Raw genomic sequence first — 20,730 nt, forward strand, 5'->3', positions numbered from 1 at the left:
GCAGCGCGGCTGTTCGCGGGCAAGCCCGCTCCTACGGATACAGTGCAGGCCTTGATCCATCGCGTTTCCGTGGCGCTGGCATGCCCAAGGATGGGGCGGCCGACACCTCATTCGGATCGTTACGCCCTCATTTGGCACAGCTTCTGCAAAACCCTTCTCAAGCCGCGGTCCCGCGCGCCTCACAAAAACAACGAGAAGGTATCCCTGATGGATAACGCCACCACCCTGCCCGCCGGGGCGGCCACTGCGCCCGCCGCGGAAAAAACCACCGCCAGTCGTCTCAAGTCGATCTTCAGCGGTTCGATCGGCAACATGGTCGAATGGTACGACTGGTACGTCTACGCCGCATTCTCGCTGTACTTCGCCAAAGCCTTCTTCCCCGCTGGCGACACCACCGCACAACTGCTCAACACCGCCGCGATCTTCGCCGTGGGCTTCCTGATGCGCCCGATCGGTGGCTGGCTGATGGGGCTGTACGCCGACCGCAAGGGCCGCAAGGCTGCGCTGATGGCTTCGGTACTGCTGATGTGTGCAGGCTCTCTGGTCATCGCCCTGACGCCGGGCTATGAAACCATCGGCGTCGCCGCGCCTATCCTGCTGGTGATCGCACGCCTGATGCAGGGTCTGTCGGTCGGCGGTGAATATGGCACCTCGGCCACCTACCTCAGCGAGATGGCCAGCAAGGAACGCCGTGGCTTCTTCTCCAGTTTCCAGTACGTCACCCTGATCTCCGGCCAGCTCATCGCCCTGGCGGTGCTGATCATCCTGCAGAACGTGCTGACCACCGAAGAGCTGTATGCCTGGGGCTGGCGCGTGCCCTTCGTGATCGGCGCGCTGTGCGCGGTGGTTGCGCTGTACCTGCGCCGTGGGATGGAAGAGACCGCGTCCTTCACCAAGAAGGAGAAGTCCAAGGAAAGCCTGATGCGCACCCTGATGCGCCACCCCAAGGAGCTGATGACCGTCGTCGGCCTGACCATGGGCGGCACCCTGGCCTTCTACACCTACACCACCTACATGCAGAAGTACCTGGTCAACACCGTCGGCATGAGCATCAGCGACTCGACCACCATCTCGGCGGCCACGCTGTTCCTGTTCATGTGCCTGCAGCCGGTGATCGGCGGGCTGTCCGACAAGATCGGCCGGCGCCCGATCCTGATCGCCTTCGGCGTGCTGGGGACCCTGTTCACCGTACCGATCCTCAGCACCCTGCACACCATCCAGACCTGGTGGGGCGCATTCTTCCTGATCATGGCCGCGCTGATCATCGTCAGCGGCTACACCTCGATCAATGCCGTGGTCAAGGCCGAGCTGTTCCCCACCGAGATCCGCGCCCTGGGCGTTGGCCTGCCCTACGCACTGACCGTGTCGATCTTCGGCGGCACCGCCGAGTACGTGGCCCTGTGGTTCAAGAGCGTCGGCATGGAAACCGGCTTCTACTGGTACGTCACCGGCTGCATCGCCTGCTCGCTGCTGGTCTACGCGACCATGAAGGACACCAAGCAGCACTCGCGCATCACCACTGATTGATTCTGCGTCCGCTGTAACTGAAAAGGGTCGTTCCGGTGGAACGGCCCTTTTTTGCGGCCGCAAAAAAGCTCTGCTGCGGGCATTTGTACCGTTCGCGTCAGTCCTTTTTTCCTGAGGTCAGGATACTTCCAGCACTTGCTGCGGCTGACGACGCTGGTAGTAGGTGGCCAGTAGCACCAGCGCCAGCAGGATCGCGCCCAACACCATGGACGAGCCGATCGTGCCAAAGTCCAGACCGCCTTTTTCGTATGGCTTGGTGAGGAAATCGCCCAGGGTTGCACCGAATGGCCGAGTCAGCACGAAGGCTACCCAGAACAACACCACACCAGGGATTCGGGTCCAGTAACGCGCCATAGCCACCAACACGATGGCACTGCCGATCAGCAGGGCGCCACCCGCGAATCCCAGGCCTGAATCATCTGCAAGGTAGTCGCCCATTGCGGTGCCCAGGGTGTTGGAGAACAGGATCGCAACCCAGTAGAACAACTCGCCAGCACGACTGCGGATGCGCGTGACATCCAGTGGATTACCACTCAGCCGCCACAGGGCGAAGGTCAACAGCAGGATGCCGATCAGCAGCGCTGAACCTGCGGCGTAACCCAACCCGAGCGTGCGATCCATGAAATCGGACAGGGTGGTGCCAGCGGTGCTGGTGGACAGTATCACCAGCCAGTAGAGCACTGGGTGATAGCGGCGGGAATAAAGTTGGGTGAGCAACGTCAGCAAGAACACACTGATCAACAACAGCGAACTTATGGCGTAGCCGATGTCGAGCGTCATCGACAGCAGGTCGCCAGCCGTCTCGCCCAGCGTGGTGGCGCAGATCTTCATGACCCAGAAGGCCAAGGTGATTTGCGGAAGTTTATTCATCGTGTGCCGCTCCGGTTTCTGGAATGCGGCGATGTTGAAGATGAACGTCTGAAAAATCGGTTGGAAAGGAATGAAAAAACCGTTTGGCGTCGAGAGCGACGAAGGGTTGAGTCCTTAACTCGCCATTAATTGAGGTGGAGCAACCTACAAGCGCTGACAGAACGCTTTCGGATATTTGATATGCCGCATGCTGCGGGGTAGAGCCGACAGCTACTTATTTGGAAACCTCGCGCGCAAACACATCGATAAAATTGATTATTTTACGTAATTTTTTGCGCTTTTTAATCAAATTAATCGGCGTAGCATGAGATTCATAGCAAGAACAAACCCCCTCGAATCTACTGGAGCAACGACCATGAAAAACCAACTGATCCTGACCCTGGCCCTTTCGGTCTTCGCCGCAGGTGCCTTCGCCGAAGACGGCTTTGACCGCACCAACGCCCACACCTTCGCCGCTGCACAAAGCCAATCGGCCAGCTACGCAGAAGACGGTTTCGACCGCACCGGTGGCCAACGCTTCACTGAAGACGGCTTCGACCGCACTGGCGGCCAACGCTTCGCTGAAGATGGCTTCGACCGCACTGGCGGCCAACGCTTCGCCGAAGACGGCTTCGACCGCACCGGTGGCCAACGCTTCGCTGAAGACGGCTTCGACCGCACTGGTGGTCAACGCTTTGCCGAAGACGGCTTCGACCGCACTGGTGGTCAACGCTTCGCCGAAGACGGCTTCGACCGTACTGGCGGCCAACGCTTCGCTGAAGATGGCTTCAGCCGCACCAACGCCCACCGCATCAGCTGATCACTGATGCGTGTCACCCTGCCCGGTTTTGGCCGGGCTTGATCATTCCCAGCCAGCTCAAGGCTTGGCACACTAGGCGCCTCGTCCGTCCCAGAGGAAGGGCCAAGGCCCTGCGCAGATGCACTACTACGAACCCGCCAAAGGCCACGGCCTGCCCCACGACCCGTTCAACGCCATCGTCGGCCCCCGGCCCATCGGCTGGATATCCTCCCATGATCGCGAAGGTCGCCTGAACCTGGCGCCCTACAGCTTCTTCAACGCCTTCAACTACATTCCACCGATCATCGGTTTCTGCAGCGTCGGGCGCAAAGACAGCCTGAACAACATCGAACAGACCGGCGAGTTCGTCTGGAACCTGGCCACGCGCCCGCTGGCCGAGCAGATGAACCAGAGCTGCGCCGCAGTGGCTGCGGATATCGACGAATTCGAGCTGAGCGGCCTGACACCGGCGCCCTCGAACGTGGTCGGCGTGCCGCGGGTGGGTGAGAGCCCGGTGAACTTCGAGTGCAAGGTGAGCCAGATCATCCAGCTCAAGCGCGCCGATCAGGAGCTGGTGCCCAGCTGGCTGATCCTGGGTGAAGTGGTGGCCGTGCACATCGCCGAGCACCTGCTCAAAGAGGGTATCTACGACACTGCTGCCGCCGAGCCGATCCTGCGTGGCGGTGGCCCGGCGGATTACTTCGAGCTGGGCAACCTGTTCAAGATGCGTCGCCCGCAGGCCTGATCACCAGGCCAGCTCGCCCTCTTCACCGACGCCCTGCAGGCGTTCGAGTTCGGCACAGGCCGCCTCGTCAGCGGCCAGTGCCGACTTGAACACCTGGCCCTCCAGGACTTTGTGAAAGCGCGGTGCCCCACCCATGTGCAGGGCCTTGACCGCGATTGCCGCGTGGTAGCCGCCACCTTCGACCGGGACCATCGCCGAAACGGCCTCGAAGCCCGGGAACTCTCTACGTGCCATTGCTGTGCTCCAGCTGTTGAACGAGGGGCGGGATTCTACTGCAGCAGGCGTTACGGTAGTGGCCTTTTCATAGGCAAGCTTGCCCGCGAGAAGGTTACCCGCGACCAACCCTCAATCGAAGGTCTGCAGGTCCATGCTCGCCACCACCCGCTCCTGCAGCAGGTCGCCGAAGACCTCGAGCGTCGGTGAAGCGAAGTAACCGCGCATGGCCTGCTGGTCCTGCCAGCTGCCGCTGAGCAGCCAGAGGTCAGCGTCAACCTGGGAGCGCTGGACGGTGAACGCCAGACAGCCTGGGCTGCGCAGCGAAGGCTCGAGCAGGTCGCGCAGGCGCATGCCGAGTTCCGCCGAACGACCGCTGCTGGCACGGATGAAAGCCAAGTGTGTGACCGGTTGATGCAAGGTCATGAACGATCTCCTTGAAGCAGGCGGGACGGAAAAGCCAGGCTGCCAAGATTAGGTCCTCGCCCGCACCCTGCGTTAGGCCATTTCTGTCTGCCGATTGCCTGATCCTGTCGCAATGCAGGATCAGGCAATCGGTCGGCAGCATTTGGCTAGCGCCGGATGTTGCCCAAATCTATGCTGGCCCGGTCCCTGGAGGAATTCGATCATGACCACTGCCCTTGCCGCTCTCGACCCGACCCTGGAAAACCAGCGTCTGGAACTCGCTGACCTGATCCTGAGGCACGCAGGCGATCCCCACGGACCACCGACGGCCATCGAGCAGCTGTACCTGTCGCGCTATGAAGACAACATCCGTTCGAAGCCGGGCCTGGCCCTGCCGGCCCTCTGCGTCATGGCCCAAGGCAGCAAGAGTCTGTTCCTGGGCGATCAGCAGTATGCCTACGACCCGCTGCACTACATGGTGGTGTCGGTGACCATGCCGATCAGCCGGGTGAGGCTCGACGCCAGCCCGGAAAACCCTGTGCTTGGGCTGCGGATCGATCTGGACGCAGCAGAGATCAGCCAGTTGATTGCCGAAAGCGGCCCGATGCTGGTGCCCAGCGTGCAGTCCGGGCTTGGGCTGTATGTGGAGAAGACCGATGCGCACCTGCTCGATGCCTTGCTGCGCCTGGTCCGCTTACTCGATAGCCCGCGCGACATCCCGATGCTGGCCCCGCTGTTTCGCCGCGAAATCCTCTACCGCCTGTTGCGCGGGCCGCAGGGGCATCGCCTGTACGAGATTGCCCTGGCCAACAGCCAGACACACCGCGTGAGCCAGGCGATCACCTGGCTCAACAAGCATTTCCACCTGCCGCTGCGCATCGAGGAGCTGGCCCGGGAAGTGAACCTGAGCACCTCGACCCTGCACCACAGGTTCAAGGCCGTGACGTCCATGAGCCCGTTGCAGTACCAGAAGCAACTGCGCCTGCAGGAAGCCCGGCGCCTGATGCTCAACGATGGGTTGGAGGCCGCGGTGGCGGGGTATCGAGTGGGCTATGAAAGCCCGTCGCAGTTCAGCCGGGAGTACAGCCGGCTGTACGGCGCGCCGCCAATTCGCGACATGGCGCGCCTGCGCTCGAGCGCGGGTTGATTCCGCAAGCCCCCGAGAGCGAGCGCCTCAGCCGGCCACCGCTGCCTGCCACTGTGCCTGGTCCACCTGGATCAGGGTCGGCCCCTTGCGCTCGACCGCCAGCGCCAGCGCGGCCTGCAACTGCGCCACATCGCCGACATGTTCGGCCGCAGCCCCCAGCCCCTGCGCCACGGTGATGAAGTCGGGGGTGTGGATGTCCACGCCCACAGGCTCGATGGCGCGATTGACCATGTACTTCTTGATCTCTTCGTAACCCTGGTTATTCCACAGCAGCACGATCAGCGGTACCTGTGCCTCGACTGCACTGGCCAGTTCCGGCAGGGTGAACTGCAGGCCGCCGTCACCGATCAGGCACACCGACGGGGCGCGTTCAGCCATGACTTCAGCACTGCCAAGCCAGGCGCCCATCGCAGCTGGCAAGGCATAGCCGAGCGTGCCGTAGCCGGTCGACGCATTGAACCAGCGACGCGGACGCGCAAGGTCGAGGGTGAGGTTGCCGGTGTAGACCGGCTGGGTCGAGTCACCCACCAGCACGGCATCGGGCAAGGTTTCCAGTATCGCGGTAAGCAGAAGGGTCTGGCTCAGGGTCGGTTGGTCCCAGCCGGCAGCGAGGTCGATACGCAGGCGCTCGGCACGGGCAGCGCCCCAGCGTTCGTCACGCACCGCAGGCTGCTCGGCCAACGCTGCAACCAGGGCTTCGGCAGCCAGCTTGGCATCGGCGACCAGTGCCAGCTCAGGCAGGTAGTTGCGTACGGTCTGGTCTGGATCGATGTCGATGCGCAGCAGGCTGCCGGGGATCTCGAATCCGCCCTTGAAGGTCACGTCGTAGTCGGTTTCGGCAAGCTCGGTACCAATGGCCAGTACCACGTCGGCCTCGGCAACCAGGGCACGGGTTGCCGGCAGCGATTGGGTCGAGCCGATCTGCAACGGATGAGCACCCGGCAGCAGGCCCTTGGCATTGATGGTCAGGGCCACCGGCGCCTGGAGCTGCTCGGCCAGTTGCGCCAGGGCCTCGCCTGCCGCCAGCGCACCGCCACCGGCGAGGATCAACGGGCGCTGGGCCTTGGCCAGACGCTCGGCCATCTGCGCCACCACCTGCGGCGCGGCGCCTGCACGGCTGGTACGCACCGGGCGAACTTGCAGCAGGTGGTCGGCTGGCTCGACCAGCACATCCAGCGGGATCTCGATATGCACAGGGCGTGGCCGGGCACCGTCGAACACGGCGAAGGCGCGGGCCAGCACCTGCGGCAGGTCATCGGCACTCATCAGGGTCTGGGAAAACGCGCAAACGCCCGCCACCAGCCCAGACTGGTTCGGCAGCTCATGCAGCTTGCCGCGCCCACCGCCCAGTGCATTGCGCGATTGCACGCTGGAGATCACCAGCATGGGGATCGAGTCGGCATAGGCCTGGCCCATGGCCGTGGTGATGTTGGTCATGCCGGGGCCGGTGATGATGAAGCACACTCCCGGCTTGCCGCGCGTACGCGCGTAGCCGTCGGCCATGAAGCCGGCGCCCTGCTCGTGGCGCGGCGTGACATGACGGATCGACGAGCGCGCAAGCCCGCGATAGAGCTCCACGGTATGCACGCCGGGAATCCCGAACACATGGTCTACGCCATAGCCTTCGAGGAGTTTGACCAGTACTTCGCCACAGGTTGCCATCGTCTTTACCCTGATTCTTGTTGAAATCAGTGCTCATGGAATCAAGCTGCGGCTACCGCGACAATGCAAAAAAACACATACTAGCCATGTCTCCAGATCATGGCTCGCCACGATGAAACGACTCCCTCCCCTGCCCGCCCTGCACACCTTCCTGGTCACCGCCCAGCACTGCAATTTCACCCGTGCCGCCCAGCATCTGCACATCACCCAGGGCGCTGTCAGCCGTCAGATCGCCGGGCTCGAGGAGCAACTCGGCTACCCCTTGTTTCAGCGCCAGGCCCGTGGCCTGAGCCTGACCCGTGAAGGCCAGGACTGGCTGCCGCGGGTGCAGCAAGTGTTCGCCCTGATCGAACAGGGGGTGCGCGAGGTCAGTGCGCGCACCGCCACCTTGCAGCTCAAGGCCCCGACCTGCGTGATGCGTTGGCTACTGCCGAGGCTGATGGAATGGCAGGCGCTGCGCCCGGATGTGCCGGTGGAACTGACCACGACGGTGCAGCACGGCGTGGACTTTCGTCATGAAGGCTTCGATGCGGCAGTGGTGTATGGCAGCCCGCCCGCCCAGGGATCGCTGGTGCGCAAGCTGTTCGACGAGCAACTGACACCGGTGTGCGCCCCCTCGTTGCTGCAAGGCGGCATGCCTCTGGAGCGAGTGGAGGACCTGGCGCGGCACATGCTGCTGCACCCCTCGCGCGACGAGCGTGACTGGCGCCTGTGGCTGCAAGCGGCCGGCGCTGCGTTCGAGCCACAGGGCCGACGCCAGCATTTCGAGACACTGGACATGGCGATGGCCATGGCCTCCCAGGGGACCGGGGTGGCCATCGGCGACTGGGCGCTGATCGGCGATGACCTGCGCAGTGGGCGGTTATGCATGCCCTTTGCGCTGAAGGTGATGACGGGCAAAGGCTATTACCTGGTCTGCCCGTCGAAAAGCCTGCCGCCGGGGCTGGGCGAATTACTGGAGTGGCTGCAGGCACGCGCCAGTCTTTAGCGGCCCTGCGACCCCATGAGCTCGGCAGCATGTACTGCGCCGCGATTCACCTGCGAAAAACTGGCAGCGACACCTCAGTAGCCGACAGTGAAGCGCTGGCGCGTATGGGCAGGCTTTTCCAGTTCGTCGATCAAGGCAATGGCGTAGTCGGCGAAGGTGATCCAGCTCTTGCCATCGGCGCCGATCAGCAGGTGATCCTTGCCCAGCGTATAGCGCCCGCTGCGCTCACCCTCGACGAACTCGGCCGAAGGCGAAAGGAAGGTCCAGTCGAGGGTCGGCTCCTGGCGCAAGGTATCGAGAAAGCCCACGCCGGCGCTGGCCTCGGCCTTGTACGCCTCGGGGAAGTCCGGGCTGTCGATCACCCGCTGCCCCGACGGCAGCAGCAGGCTGCCGGCACCGCCGACCACCAGCAGTCGCTTGACCCCGGCGCGTTTGACCGGCTCGATGATCGCCTGCGGCGCAAGGGTGGAGAAGTGCGCAGCGCTCAGCACAGCGTCCACGCCTGTGACTGCCGCCTGCAGCGCAGCACTGTCCTTGGCATCCAGCGCCTTGACCGTGACACCTTCACGGCCCTGCAGCGAAGACGTATCGCGTGCGATGGCGACCACGCTGTGGCCACGGCGCAGAGCCTCTTCCAGCAACTGGCTGCCGGCGCGGCCGGTGGCACCGATGATTGCGATCTTGCTCATGGGAAACACTCCATCAGGGTTGTAAGGGGGTTACCACTTCATTTCGCCTTTTGCGACCTTGGCCCCGAGCTCCAGGGAACTTTCATCGGCCAGGTTCGGATAACGCTTGCTCATTGCAGCAATCAGCGCCGCCGCATCACGAGCCTTGGCCGCTTCGCTGTCGAAGGCGCGGATGTAGCCTGCGGTGAAGCGCACGGCATCCAGCGAACGGCTGCTCTGTCCCAGGTAGTGGCCTGGGATCACCGTGCGCGGGGCGAGTTTTTCGATGTGTGCAAGCGTTGCCAGCCAGTCGGTTTGGGATTGGGCAGACTGGGTGTCAGCCATCCATACGTGAATGTTCTCGGAAACCACCACACCACCGACCACCGCCTTGATCGAGGGAATCCAGACGAAGCTGCGCTCGGGCTGCGGGCCGTCCAGGCCAACGACTTCGAGCGCCTGCCCCTCCAGCTCGAGACGGTTACCGGCCAACACCTGGGGTACGACCAGTTTCGCGGGCTTGTCGGCGCCCATCTGCGGCCCCCAGTAGGCCAGCTTGGCGTCCATGGTCTGGCGGATGTGCGCCACAGTGGCAGCGGAGGCGACCACCTTGGCGTCTGGAAACGCCTGGGTCAGGGTGTCGAGGCCGAAGTAATAGTCCGGATCGCCATGGCTGATGTAGATGGTGGTCAGCCGCTTGCCACTGGCACGCAGGCGCTCAGCCACCTGCTCGGCCTGGGCCTTGCCGAACTGCGCATCCACCAGCACAGCCTCCCGCTCGCCACTGACGATCACCGAACTGACCGGGAACAGTGCGTCATGGCCTGGGTTGTAGACATCCAGGTGCAGCGGATCGGCCACCATTGCCTGGCCCGTCAGGGCGACACAGGCCAGCATCAGACTGCGCAGTGGAGTGAAAATCGACATGGTGAGGGTTCCTGAAAGCGGGACGATGGAACACAGCTTAGTTGCCCGATCCGTCACAAAAAATGCGATGCTTGAACATAGTTTGTTTCTGAAATCGGGCAAATCATGGACCGTCTGAACGCCATGCGCGTGTTCGTCACCGTCGTCGACCTGGGTAGCCAGTCGGCTGCGGCAGATCACCTGGAGCTTTCCAGGCCTGTAGTGTCGCGCTATCTCGCGGAGCTTGAGGAGTGGGTCGGCGCACGCTTGATGCAGCGCACCACGCGCAAGCTGAGCCTGACCGCCGCGGGCCTGGACACCCTGCCACGCTGCCGACAGATGCTGGAACTGGCCTGCGACCTGCAGACAGCGGTGCGTGCGCCTGAAGATGCGCCGCGCGGCGAGTTGCGCATCAGCGTGAGCACCTCGTTCGGTCAGGCGCAGTTGGTGGATGCGGTGGCGGAGTACGTGAAACGCTATCCGGGGGTGAAGGTGGAGTTGCAGATGCTCGATCGCACGGTCAACCTGGTTGACGAGCGCATCGACCTGGCGATCCGCACCAGCAACGACCTGGACCCGAACCTGATTGCCCGACGCCTGAGCGTCTGCCGTTCGGTGGTCTGCGCCAGCCCCGCCTACTTGCGCGAGTACGGCACGCCGCAGCGAGTCGAGGACCTGACCCAGCACAACTGCCTGACCCACGCCTACTTCGGCCACAGCCTGTGGCATTTCGAGGTGGCCGGTGAACAGGTCGCGGTGCCCGTGCAGGGCAATATCAGCGCCAACGAAGCCCTGACCTTGCAGAAGGCCGCCCTGGCCGGTGCCGGAATCGCCATGCTGCCGACCTACCAGGCCGCCTGCGCAGTGCGTCGCGGCGAGTTGGTGAAACTACTGCCCCTGGCGCGACCGCGGGAGCTGAACCTCAATGCGGTCTACACCTCACGCAAACACATGCCCGCGACCTTGCGCAGCATGCTGGACTTTCTTGCCCAACGCTTCAGCGAAGAACCGGAGTGGGATCGGGAGCTGGATTAGTGCGTGGAGCGGCCTTGCGCCGCTGTGACGCAAATCGCACCGATCTCGATGTTCGCTCCAGGCAATTGCTGCGACCTGACCTATGCTTGCAAGTATCACCTGTGGTCACAGCAGGAGGTAGGCAACATGGGCATCAAATCCAGACGGTGCGTGATCGTCCTGGCCCTGGTCGCCGTGGCCGGGCTCTATGGTTCGGCCTGCTGGCGCGTCGAGCTGTTGCGCAGCCAGCCCAGTACCGCAGCCAGTTGCGCACACGAGCACTGCGTCCCGCACACCGCAACGCTGAGCGCCCTCAGGTAGCCCGACAACGCCTGTCGGTCACTCCTCGACGCTCATGTACTCCTTGGCCCAGCGGATGTAATCCTCAGGCTGGGTGTAGGTGTGCGAAAGCTCGGTGGCGCTGAGGTTCTCGGACTTGTTCTGCTGCCCGCGCTGCAATCGCAGGCAGTCGTAGGTGGCCTTGATCGCAGCGAAGTACGCCGCATGGCCATCGACCACGATGCGCACGCCCAGGCGCGCCAGGCGCTCGTCGTCACGCAGGTTCGGGTTGCCGTAGCTGACCAGCATCAGCGGCACGTTCAGGTGCTCGGTGATCTGCTCCAGTTGCTCGAAATCCTTCACCCCGACCATGCAGATACCGTCGGCACCGGCCTTCTGGTAGCTCTGGGTGCGGACGATGATTTCCTCGGTGGTCAGTACGCCAGCGTTGGTCCGGGCAATGATCGACAGCGACGAGTCGACTCGCGCTTCCAGCGCTGCACGGATCTTGCCGACGCCCTCTTCCACCGAGATCAGGTCGGTGGACTTGCGACCGAACTGGGCCGGCAGCAGGGTATCTTCGATGGTCAGCGCCGCCACGCCGGCGCGCTCCAGCTCGATTACCGTACGCATGACGTTCAGCGCGTTGCCATAACCATGGTCGGCATCGGCGATGAAGGGCAACTGGGCGACGCGGCCAATGCGTGTGGCCTGCTCGACGAATTCGCTCAGGGTGATCAGGGCGAAGTCCGGGGCGGCGAGCACCTGCAGGGAAGCGACCGAGCCGCCGAGGATACCGACTTCAAAGCCCAGGTCTGCGGCAATGCGCGCCGACATCGGGTCGAAGACTGAAGCTGTGTGATAGCACGAACCCGACGCGAGCAGTTCGCGGAAGGCAAAACGCAGATCTTGGTGGGAAGCCTTGGGCATGATCACTCCGCATAAACGTGAAAAGTCGAACTGGCTGACTACCGCCCCTGAACCGGGACCCTCCGCCCTGCCATAGGCATGACATGCAGAGAGTGGAAGAGAAGTGCGGGATTACAGCGATGCGGAAACCTGGGTCACAATGCACCAAATGGGTGCAAACCAGTGTATTTCGGCTGCTATGAACCTGCACGATATCACGCGGCCATGCGCGTTCGTGTGAAAGCGCTTATGCCGATCGTGCATAGGCGATGCAGACAGTACATAGGAAGCTACCTAACTCAGGTTACAATCCCCGTCTCGTTCGCAGCCATTTCACTCGCCACGGGCCGCCGACGAACAGCACAATTTCACTACCTCCGACCACAAGGTGTGACCCCGTGACCGCCGCCCTGCCCCCCGCCGACTTGCGTAGCGTGCTCAGCGCGCTGATGCTGGCGATTCTTCTTGGTGCCCTCGACCAGACCATCGTCGCCGTCTCCATGCCGGCCATTTCTGCCCAGTTCAACGATGTCGGCCTGCTGGCATGGGTCATCTCCGGCTATATGGTTGCCATGACCGTGGCCGTGCCGATCTACGGCAAGCTGGGCGACCTGTATGGCCGTCGGCGCATGATCCTCACCGGCACCGCACTGTTCACCCTGGCCTCGATCTTCTGCGCCCTGGCACAGAACATGGAACAACTGGTGCTGGCGCGCGTGCTGCAGGGCATCGGCGCGGGCGGCATGGTCTCGGTCAGCCAGGCGATCATCGGCGACTTCGTCCCGCCTCGCGAGCGCGGGCGCTACCAGGGTTATTTCAGCAGCATGTACGCCCTGGCCAGCGTGGCTGGCCCGGTGCTCGGCGGCTGGCTGACCGAATACCTGTCGTGGCGCTGGGTGTTCTGGATCAACCTGCCGCTGGGGCTTTGCGCCTGGTGGGTGATCCGCCGCGCGCTGATGGGCATGCCGGTCCAACGCCGGGAAGCACAGGTCGACTATATCGGTGCACTGCTGCTGATCCTGGGCCTGGGCAGTTTGTTGCTGGGCATCACCCTGGTGGGTCAAGGGCATGCCTGGACCGCGGCGCCGGTGCTGGCCCTGTTTGCCTGCGCGGTACTGGGCCTGGTGCTGTTCGTCGCCCACGAACGCCGCTGCCAGGAGCCGCTGTTGCCACTGAAACTGTTCGGCAATCGGGTCGCCGTGCTGTGCTGGTGCGTGATCTTCTTCGCCAGCTTCCAGTCGATCTCGCTGACCATGCTCATGCCGCTGCGCTTCCAGAGCATCACCGGTGCCGGCGCCGACAGTGCCGCGCTGCACCTGCTGCCGTTGGCGATGGGGTTGCCACTGGGAGCCTTCAGCGCAGGCCGCCTGACGACATTCACCGGTCGCTACAAACCACAGATCCTGGCGGGCGCACTGCTGATGCCGCTGGCGATCCTCGGCATGGCCTTCACACCGCCGCAGTCAGCCTGGCTGGGCGGGTTGTTCATGCTGTTGACCGGTATCGCCTGCGGGCTGCAGTTCCCGACCTCGCTGGTGGGGACGCAGAGCGCGGTGGACATGAAGGATATCGGTGTGGCCACCAGCACCACCAACCTGTTCCGCTCGTTGGGTGGGGCGATGGGCGTGGCCTGCATGTCCAGCCTGCTGCTGGCGCTGCTGCATCTCGGAGGGCTCGAGGTGCTGGGCAACCCGCTGCTGGGCAGCCTGAAGGGCGGCGAGACGGATCCGGCGACCCAGGCGCATCTGCTGGTGACGTTCCGGTACCTGCTGCTGGCCAGTGCCGCCGCGGCAGTGCTGGGGCTGCTGGCGGCACTGGCGTTGCCAGACCGGCAGTTACGGGGGCATTGAAAAGGCCAGGGCCGCAAAGCGGCCCTTTTAACCCCGGCTTAATCCTGCCGGGAAAAACTTCATCACAATCCTTAACAAAGTGTCATTTGCGCAGGGCCGGGCTCAAGCGCAGCATATCCAACCCTGTGTCGACCCATTTTTGCGCATCGCGCAACAGGTCGAAGCTGTCCGGGAGCAGCAACCAGCGCCCGATCAGGCCGTCGACATAGGCGAACATGGCGATGGCCGCCCGCTCGACATCCAGGTCGGCGGGCAACTGGCCACGGCGTACCGCATTGGCCAAGGCGCGGGAAATGCCTTCGTGGCATTCGACGATGGCGCCTTGTCGCTGCTGGCGGATTTCACACATCTCATCGGTGAACTCGCACTTGTGATGCAGGATTTCATTGATACGCCGGGTCCTGGCGTCCAGTACCAGCTCGTTGAGCACTTGCAACAGCAGCTTGCGCATGCAGCCGAGCGGATCGAGCTCGTCCTCGCTTTCGCTGGCACGCGCGAGATGGTCATGGGTCTCATGCAAACTGTCGAGCAGCGCCTGGACCAGCTCGGCCTTGTTACTAAAATGCCAGTAGATCGCACCACGGGTGACGCCCGCGATCTCGGCGATATCGGCCAAGGTGGTTCGCGCAACTCCGCGCTTGTAGAAAGCCTTTTCCGCCGCCTCGATGATCTGGGCGCGGGTTTCCTGGGCTTCCTCTTTGGTTCGACGGACCATGGCAGCTCAACCTCATCTGAGCCCGGCACAAGAATCGCCTGGGCTTTGGGCCGGGTTCGCCTCTGCAGGGCGACTCCCGGATGCATTAATCACGTTTTGCGGTAGTAGCCTGGTACCACCACGCGGTATTTACAAACAACCATGAATGTAAGTATATTCGTTAGTAAGCTACTAATCCACTCGATAGCGATTTTTCTGACAAGACTCTTCCACTATTCTTGAGCTCCCCCTGCTCCTGCGACCCGAGGATCCTCATGCAATTCAAGCCAGCCGTTACCGCCCTGGTTTCCGCCGTCGCCCTTGCAACCCTGCTCAGTGGCTGCAAGAAAGAAGAAGCCGCGCCTGCAGCGCAGGCTCCTCAGGTCGGCGTCGTCACCCTGCAGCCGCAGGCCTTCACCCTGACCTCGGAACTGCCAGGGCGCACCAGCGCCTATCGCGTCGCCGAAGTCCGTCCACAGGTCAATGGCATCATTCTCAAGCGCCTGTTCAAGGAAGGCAGCGACGTCAAGGAAGGGCAGCAGCTCTACCAGATCGATCCCGCCGTCTATGAAGCCAACCTGGGTAATGCCCAGGCCAACCTTCAGGCTACCCGCTCGCTGGCCGAGCGCTACAAGCAGCTGATCGACGAGCAGGCCGTCTCCAAACAGGAATATGACGACGCCAATGCCAAACGATTGCAGGCCGAAGCCTCGCTCAAGAGCGCGCAGATCGACCTGCGCTACACCAAGGTGCTGGCGCCGATCAGCGGTCGCATCGGACGCTCGTCGGTCACCGAAGGCGCGCTGGTGAGCAATGGCCAGACCAACGCCATGGCCACCATCCAGCAGCTCGACCCGATCTACGTCGACGTTACTCAGTCCACCGCCGAACTGCTCAAGTTGCGCCGTGATCTGGAAAGCGGCCGGCTGCAGAAGGCTGGCGACAATGCCGCGAAGGTGCAACTGGTGCTTGAAGACGGCAGCACGTTCGCCGGTGAAGGTCGCCTGGAGTTCTCCGAAGTCTCGGTCGATGAAACCACGGGCTCGGTGACCCTGCGTGCGGTGTTCGCCAACCCGGACCACACCCTCCTGCCTGGCATGTTCGTGCATGCCCGCCTGCAAGCTGGTGTCAATGCCAACGCGATCCTCGCCCCTCAGCAAGGTGTGACCCGCGACCTCAAGGGCTCGCCCACGGCACTGGTGGTGAACAAGGATAACAAGGTGGAACTGCGTCAACTCAAGGCCAGCCGCACGCTGGGCAACGAGTGGCTGATCGAGGAAGGCCTCAATCCGGGCGACCGCCTGATCACCGAGGGGCTGCAGTTCGTGCGTCCAGGTGTCGAGGTCAAGGTCAGCGAAGCCACCAACGTCAAGAAGCCGGGCAGCCCTGAACAGGCCAGCGCCGCGAAAGCCGACGCCAAAGCGGAGTAAACCATGTCGAAGTTCTTTATCGATCGCCCGATCTTCGCCTGGGTGATCGCCTTGGTGATCATGCTGGTCGGGGCCTTGTCGATCCTGAAACTGCCGATCAACCAGTACCCCAGCATCGCGCCGCCGGCCATCGCCATCGCCGTGACCTACCCGGGCGCCTCGGCGCAGACCGTGCAGGACACCGTGGTACAGGTCATCGAGCAGCAGCTCAACGGTATCGACAACCTGCGCTACGTGTCTTCGGAAAGTAACTCCGACGGCAGCATGACCATCACCGCTACCTTCGAGCAGGGCACCAACGCCGACACCGCGCAGGTGCAGGTGCAGAACAAGCTCAACCTGGCCACCCCGCTGCTGCCGCAGGAAGTGCAGCAGCAAGGTATCCGTGTCACCAAGGCAGTGAAGAACTTCCTGCTGGTGATCGGCCTGGTGTCCGAAGATGGCAGCATGACCAAGGACGACCTGGCCAACTACATCGTCTCCAACATGCAGGACCCGATCTCGCGGACTGCCGGCGTTGGTGACTTCCAGGTGTTCGGTGCCCAGTACGCCATGCGTATCTGGCTCGATCCGGCCAAGCTCAACAAGTTCCAGTTGACCCCGGTCGATGTACGTACCGCCGTCACTGCGCAGAACGTGCAGGTCTCTTCCGGCCAGCTCGGTGGCCTGCCAGCGATGCCAGGTACCCAGCTCAACGCCACCATCATCGGCAAGACTCGCCTGCAGACCGCCGAGCAGTTCGAGAAGATCCTGCTCAAGGTCAACAGCGATGGCTCGCAGGTGCGCCTGCGTGACGTCGCCAAGGTCGGGCTGGGCGGCGAGAACTACGCGGTCAGCGCACAGTTCAACGGCAAGCCGGCATCGGGCCTGGCGGTCAAGCTGGCAACCGGCGCCAACGCCCTGGATACCGCCAAGGCTTTGCGCAAGACCATCAGCGACCTCGAGCCGTTCTTCCCGCCCGGGGTCAAGGCAGTGTTCCCGTATGACACCACGCCAGTGGTCACCGAATCGATCAGCGGGGTAATCCACACCCTGATCGAAGCCGTGGTCCTGGTGTTCCTGGTGATGTACCTGTTCCTGCAGAACTTCCGCGCCACCATCATCACCACCATGACCGTTCCGGTGGTGTTGCTGGGCACTTTCGGCATCCTTGCCGCCGCAGGCTTCAGCATCAACACCCTGACCATGTTCGCAATGGTCCTGGCCATCGGCCTGCTGGTGGACGATGCCATCGTCGTCGTGGAAAACGTCGAGCGGGTGATGTCCGAAGAAGGGCTGCCCCCCAAGGAAGCGACCAAGCGCTCGATGCAGCAGATTCAGGGCGCACTGGTGGGTATTGCCCTGGTGCTTTCGGCGGTACTGCTGCCGATGGCCTTCTTCGGCGGCTCCACCGGCGTGATCTACCGCCAGTTCTCGATCACCATCGTATCGGCCATGGGCCTGTCGGTGCTGGTGGCACTGATCTTCACCCCGGCGCTGTGCGCGACCATGCTCAAGCCGTTGAAGAAGGGTGAGCACCACACGGCCAAGGGCGGCTTCTTCGGCTGGTTCAACCGTAACTTCGACCGCAGCGTAAAGGGCTACGAGCGCAGTGTCGGTACCATCCTGCGCAACAAGATCCCGTTCCTGCTGGCCTATGCGCTGATCGTGGTGGGCATGATCTGGCTGTTCACTCGCATCCCCACCGCGTTCCTGCCTGAAGAAGACCAGGGCGTACTCTTCGCCCAGGTGCAGACCCCGGCCGGTTCCAGTGCCGAACGCACCCAGGTGGTCGTCGACAAGATGCGCGAATACCTTCTCAAGGACGAAGCCGACACCGTGTCGTCGGTGTTCACCGTGACCGGTTTCAACTTCGCCGGTCGTGGCCAGAGCTCGGGCATGGCGTTCATCATGCTCAAACCTTGGGGCGAGCGTTCGGCCGAGAACAGCGTGTTCAATCTCTCGACCCGCGCCCAGCAGCACTTCTTCAGCTTCCGCGATGCGATGGTGTTCGCCTTCGCACCGCCAGCAGTGCTCGAACTGGGTAACGCCACCGGCTTCGACGTGTTCCTCCAGGACCGTGCCGGCGTCGGCCACGAGAAGCTCATGGAAGCGCGCAACCAGTTCCTGGCCAAGGCCTCGCAGAGCAAGATCCTCTCCGCCGTGCGCCCCAACGGCCTGAACGACGAGCCGCAGTACCAGCTGATCGTCGACGATGAGCGCGCCAGTGCCTTGGGCGTCACCATTGCCGACATCAACAACACCCTGTCGATCGCGCTGGGTGGCAGCTACGTCAACGACTTCATCGATCGTGGCCGGGTCAAGAAGGTGTACATCCAGGGCGACTCCAGTGCCCGCATGAGCCCCGAAGACCTGCAGAAGTGGTACGTGCGCAACGGTCAGGGCGAGATGGTGCCGTTCTCCTCCTTCGCCTCCGGTGAATGGACCTACGGCTCGCCGAAGCTGTCGCGTTACAACGGCGTGGAAGCAGTCGAGATCCTCGGTGCCCCGGCGCCTGGCTACAGTACCGGTGAGGCCATGGCCGAGGTCGAACGCATCGTCGGCGAACTGCCGTCGGGCATCGGCTACTCCTGGACCGGCATGTCCTACGAGGAGAAGCTCTCCGGTTCGCAGATGCCGGCGCTGTTCGCCCTTTCGCTGCTGTTCGTGTTCCTCTGCCTGGCAGCGCTGTACGAAAGCTGGTCGATCCCGATCGCCGTCGTGCTGGTGGTGCCGCTGGGTATCATCGGTGCACTGATCGCCACCAGCATGCGCGGGCTGTCGAATGACGTGTACTTCCTCGTCGGCCTGCTGACGACTATCGGCCTGGCGGCGAAAAACGCCATCCTGATCGTCGAGTTCGCCAAAGAGCTGCACGAACAGGGCAAGAGCCTGTTCGATGCGACGATCGAGGCGTGCCGCATGCGTCTGCGCCCGATCATCATGACCTCTCTGGCATTCATCCTCGGCGTGGTACCGTTGACCATCGCCAGCGGCGCAGGCTCTGGCAGCCAGCACGCGATCGGCACCGGGGTGATCGGCGGCATGATCAGTGCGACTGTGCTGGCGATCTTCTGGGTACCGCTGTTCTTCGTAGCAGTGTCGTCGCTGTTCGGCAGCAAAGAGCCGCACACCGACGCCACCCCTGAAACTCCACGTAATGAGGCTGGGCAATGACCAAGTCTTTGTTGTCCCTGGCGGTAACCGCTTTCATTCTCGGCGGCTGCTCGCTTATTCCTGACTACCAGACCCCGGAAGCGCCGGTGGCCGCGCAGTGGCCGCAAGGCCCTGCGTACTCGCCGACCCAGTCGGCAGACGTGGCCGCCGCCGAACAGGGCTGGCGCCAGTTCTTCCACGACCCGGCGCTGCAGAAGCTGATCCAGACCTCGCTGGTCAACAACCGCGACCTGCGTGTGGCCGCGTTGAACATCGATGCCTACCGTGCGCAGTACCGCATCCAGCGCGCCGACCTGTTCCCGGCGGTCTCGGCCACCGGCAGCGGCAGCCGTCAGCGGGTTCCGGGCAACCTGTCGCAGACCGGCGAAGCGAACATCACCAGCCAGTACTCGGCAACGTTGGGCGTCAGCGCCTATGAGCTGGACCTGTTCGGCCGCGTCCGCAGCCTGAGTGAACAGGCACTGGAGACCTACCTGTCCAGCGAGCAGGCACGTCGCTCCACGCAGATCAGCCTGGTGGCCAGCGTGGCCAACGCCTACTACACCTGGCAGGCCGACCAGGCGCTGCTGAAGCTGACCGAAGAAACGCTCAAGACCTACGAAGAAAGCTACAACCTGACCCGCCGCAGCAACGAGGTCGGCGTGGCCTCCGCACTTGACCTGAGCCAGGCGCGCACCGCTGTCGAAGGCGCGCGGGTCAAGCTGTCGCAGTACCAGCGCCTGGTGGCGCAGGACCTGAACAGCCTGACCGTGCTGCTGGGCACCGGTGTACCGGCGGACCTGCCGGCCTCGCTGAAGCTCGACGCCGACCAACTGGCCGACGTGCCAGCGGGCCTGCCGTCCGACCTGCTGCAGCGGCGTCCGGACATCCAGGAAGCCGAACACCTGCTCAAGGCTGCCAACGCCAACATCGGCGCAGCCCGCGCGGCGTTCTTCCCGAGCATCAGCCTGACCGCCAACGCCGGCACCCTGAGCCCGGACATGGGCGGGCTGTTCAAGGGTGGTTCGGGGACCTGGCTGTTCCAACCGCAGATCAACCTGCCGATCTTCAACGCCGGCAGCCTGCGCGCCAGCCTGGACTACTCGAAGATCCAGAAGGACATCAACGTCGCCAAGTACGAAAAGACCATCCAGACCGCCTTCCAGGAAGTCTCCGATGGCCTGGCGGCGCGCAAGACCTTCGAAGAGCAGTTGCAGGCCCAGCGTGACCTGGTTGCCGCCAACCAGGATTACTACCGTCTGGCTGAGCGTCGCTACCGCATCGGTATCGACAGCAACCTGACCTTCCTCGACGCCCAGCGCAACCTGTTCAGTGCCCAGCAGGCGCTGATCAGCGATCGCCTGTCGCAGCTGACCAGCGAGGTCAACCTGTACAAGGCGCTCGGCGGTGGCTGGTACGAGCAGACCGGACAGGCCAACCAGCAGGCTTCGGTGGACTCGCCCAAAGGCTGAGTGATCCGGCAAAAGCATCAAGCCCACCCTCGCGGTGG

19 protein-coding genes are annotated in these 20,730 nt (G+C 63.2%); 11 read left to right on the forward strand and 8 right to left on the reverse strand.

All coding sequences use genetic code 11. From position 1 onward, the window contains the following. The first annotated feature begins 207 nt into the window (after window positions 1-207). Entirely contained in the window at window positions 208-1,527 is a 1,320-nt protein-coding gene (locus ACTYOL_RS21745) for an MFS transporter (protein ID WP_197891915.1), read from the forward strand. A gap of 117 nt (window positions 1,528-1,644) precedes the next feature. Here the strand turns inward: ACTYOL_RS21745 and ACTYOL_RS21750 are convergent, their stop codons facing one another. Continuing rightward, a complete protein-coding gene (locus tag ACTYOL_RS21750) occupies window positions 1,645-2,397 on the reverse strand; it encodes a COG4705 family protein (protein WP_444757044.1) in 753 nt (250 codons plus the stop codon). A 355-nt stretch (window positions 2,398-2,752) separates the two neighbouring features. Here ACTYOL_RS21750 and ACTYOL_RS21755 point away from each other — a divergent pair, with 355 nt between their 5' ends. Both ACTYOL_RS21755 and ACTYOL_RS21760 read left to right on the forward strand, forming a co-directional pair. Continuing rightward, window positions 2,753-3,196, forward strand: a complete 444-nt coding sequence (locus ACTYOL_RS21755) for a heme utilization protein (RefSeq protein WP_444757045.1) — start codon at window positions 2,753-2,755, stop codon at window positions 3,194-3,196. A 118-nt stretch (window positions 3,197-3,314) separates the two neighbouring features. Beyond that, the gene (locus ACTYOL_RS21760; RefSeq protein WP_112899042.1) at window positions 3,315-3,920 is read left to right on the forward strand and encodes a flavin reductase family protein; all 606 of its coding nucleotides are present in this window, start codon (window positions 3,315-3,317) and stop codon (window positions 3,918-3,920) included. On the opposite strand, the gene ACTYOL_RS21765 is transcribed toward ACTYOL_RS21760, so the two are convergent. Both ACTYOL_RS21765 and ACTYOL_RS21770 read right to left on the reverse strand, forming a co-directional pair. After that, window positions 3,921-4,154 carry a hypothetical protein gene (locus ACTYOL_RS21765; RefSeq protein ID WP_065862393.1) on the reverse strand — a complete coding sequence of 78 codons (234 nt, stop codon included), beginning with the start codon at window positions 4,152-4,154 and terminating at the stop codon, window positions 3,921-3,923. Between the two features lie 111 nt (window positions 4,155-4,265). Further along, window positions 4,266-4,559: a putative quinol monooxygenase gene (locus ACTYOL_RS21770; protein WP_054894488.1), complete on the reverse strand. Its 294-nt coding sequence runs from the start codon at window positions 4,557-4,559 to the stop codon at window positions 4,266-4,268. Between the two features lie 202 nt (window positions 4,560-4,761). Between ACTYOL_RS21770 and ACTYOL_RS21775 the strand changes: the two genes are divergently transcribed. After that, window positions 4,762-5,685, forward strand: a complete 924-nt coding sequence (locus tag ACTYOL_RS21775) for an AraC family transcriptional regulator (protein ID WP_065862394.1) — start codon at window positions 4,762-4,764, stop codon at window positions 5,683-5,685. Between the two features lie 27 nt (window positions 5,686-5,712). On the opposite strand, the gene ACTYOL_RS21780 is transcribed toward ACTYOL_RS21775, so the two are convergent. Continuing rightward, a complete protein-coding gene (locus ACTYOL_RS21780; RefSeq protein ID WP_444757046.1) occupies window positions 5,713-7,347 on the reverse strand; it encodes a 5-guanidino-2-oxopentanoate decarboxylase in 1,635 nt (544 codons plus the stop codon). Window positions 7,348-7,459: 112 nt separating this feature from the next. On the opposite strand from ACTYOL_RS21780, the gene ACTYOL_RS21785 reads away from it, so the two are divergent. Next, complete coding sequence (locus tag ACTYOL_RS21785; protein ID WP_054894491.1) at window positions 7,460-8,335, forward strand: LysR substrate-binding domain-containing protein; 876 nt, start codon at window positions 7,460-7,462, stop codon at window positions 8,333-8,335. Between the two features lie 74 nt (window positions 8,336-8,409). Here ACTYOL_RS21785 and ACTYOL_RS21790 read toward each other — a convergent pair whose 3' ends face one another. After that, window positions 8,410-9,024, reverse strand: a complete 615-nt coding sequence (locus tag ACTYOL_RS21790; RefSeq protein ID WP_200603799.1) for an NAD(P)-dependent oxidoreductase — start codon at window positions 9,022-9,024, stop codon at window positions 8,410-8,412. A 30-nt stretch (window positions 9,025-9,054) separates the two neighbouring features. After that, complete coding sequence (locus ACTYOL_RS21795; RefSeq protein WP_444757047.1) at window positions 9,055-9,930, reverse strand: MBL fold metallo-hydrolase; 876 nt, start codon at window positions 9,928-9,930, stop codon at window positions 9,055-9,057. Window positions 9,931-10,035: 105 nt separating this feature from the next. Here ACTYOL_RS21795 and ACTYOL_RS21800 point away from each other — a divergent pair, with 105 nt between their 5' ends. Then, window positions 10,036-10,944 (forward strand): LysR family transcriptional regulator, encoded by a 909-nt coding sequence (locus ACTYOL_RS21800; RefSeq protein WP_125931524.1) that lies wholly within the window; start codon window positions 10,036-10,038, stop codon window positions 10,942-10,944. Between the two features lie 126 nt (window positions 10,945-11,070). Next, on the forward strand, window positions 11,071-11,244 hold the full coding sequence (locus tag ACTYOL_RS21805) for a hypothetical protein (protein WP_172964814.1): 174 nt from the start codon (window positions 11,071-11,073) through the stop codon (window positions 11,242-11,244). Between the two features lie 18 nt (window positions 11,245-11,262). Here ACTYOL_RS21805 and ACTYOL_RS21810 read toward each other — a convergent pair whose 3' ends face one another. Next, the gene (locus tag ACTYOL_RS21810) at window positions 11,263-12,132 is read right to left on the reverse strand and encodes an isocitrate lyase/PEP mutase family protein (protein ID WP_054894495.1); all 870 of its coding nucleotides are present in this window, start codon (window positions 12,130-12,132) and stop codon (window positions 11,263-11,265) included. A gap of 377 nt (window positions 12,133-12,509) precedes the next feature. On the opposite strand from ACTYOL_RS21810, the gene ACTYOL_RS21815 reads away from it, so the two are divergent. Continuing rightward, window positions 12,510-13,961: an MDR family MFS transporter gene (locus ACTYOL_RS21815; protein WP_153773152.1), complete on the forward strand. Its 1,452-nt coding sequence runs from the start codon at window positions 12,510-12,512 to the stop codon at window positions 13,959-13,961. 82 nt (window positions 13,962-14,043) lie between these two features. Here the strand turns inward: ACTYOL_RS21815 and ACTYOL_RS21820 are convergent, their stop codons facing one another. Then, a complete protein-coding gene (locus ACTYOL_RS21820; RefSeq protein WP_065862401.1) occupies window positions 14,044-14,676 on the reverse strand; it encodes a TetR family transcriptional regulator in 633 nt (210 codons plus the stop codon). 254 nt (window positions 14,677-14,930) lie between these two features. Between ACTYOL_RS21820 and ACTYOL_RS21825 the strand changes: the two genes are divergently transcribed. From ACTYOL_RS21825 to ACTYOL_RS21835, 3 genes are read left to right on the forward strand one after another with little or no spacing between them, the layout of a single operon-like run. Continuing rightward, window positions 14,931-16,085 carry an efflux RND transporter periplasmic adaptor subunit gene (locus ACTYOL_RS21825; RefSeq protein WP_054894498.1) on the forward strand — a complete coding sequence of 385 codons (1,155 nt, stop codon included), beginning with the start codon at window positions 14,931-14,933 and terminating at the stop codon, window positions 16,083-16,085. 3 nt (window positions 16,086-16,088) lie between these two features. Then, a complete protein-coding gene (gene ttgB, locus ACTYOL_RS21830) occupies window positions 16,089-19,241 on the forward strand; it encodes a multidrug efflux RND transporter permease subunit TtgB (RefSeq protein WP_054894499.1) in 3,153 nt (1,050 codons plus the stop codon). After that, on the forward strand, window positions 19,238-20,692 hold the full coding sequence (locus ACTYOL_RS21835; RefSeq protein ID WP_063545955.1) for an AdeC/AdeK/OprM family multidrug efflux complex outer membrane factor: 1,455 nt from the start codon (window positions 19,238-19,240) through the stop codon (window positions 20,690-20,692). Before ttgB ends, ACTYOL_RS21835 begins: the two co-directional genes overlap by 4 nt. Window positions 20,693-20,730: the final 38 nt, after the last annotated feature.

This window comes from Pseudomonas sp. A014 (assembly GCF_052378495.1).
GTDB lineage: Bacteria > Pseudomonadota > Gammaproteobacteria > Pseudomonadales > Pseudomonadaceae > Aquipseudomonas > Aquipseudomonas machongensis.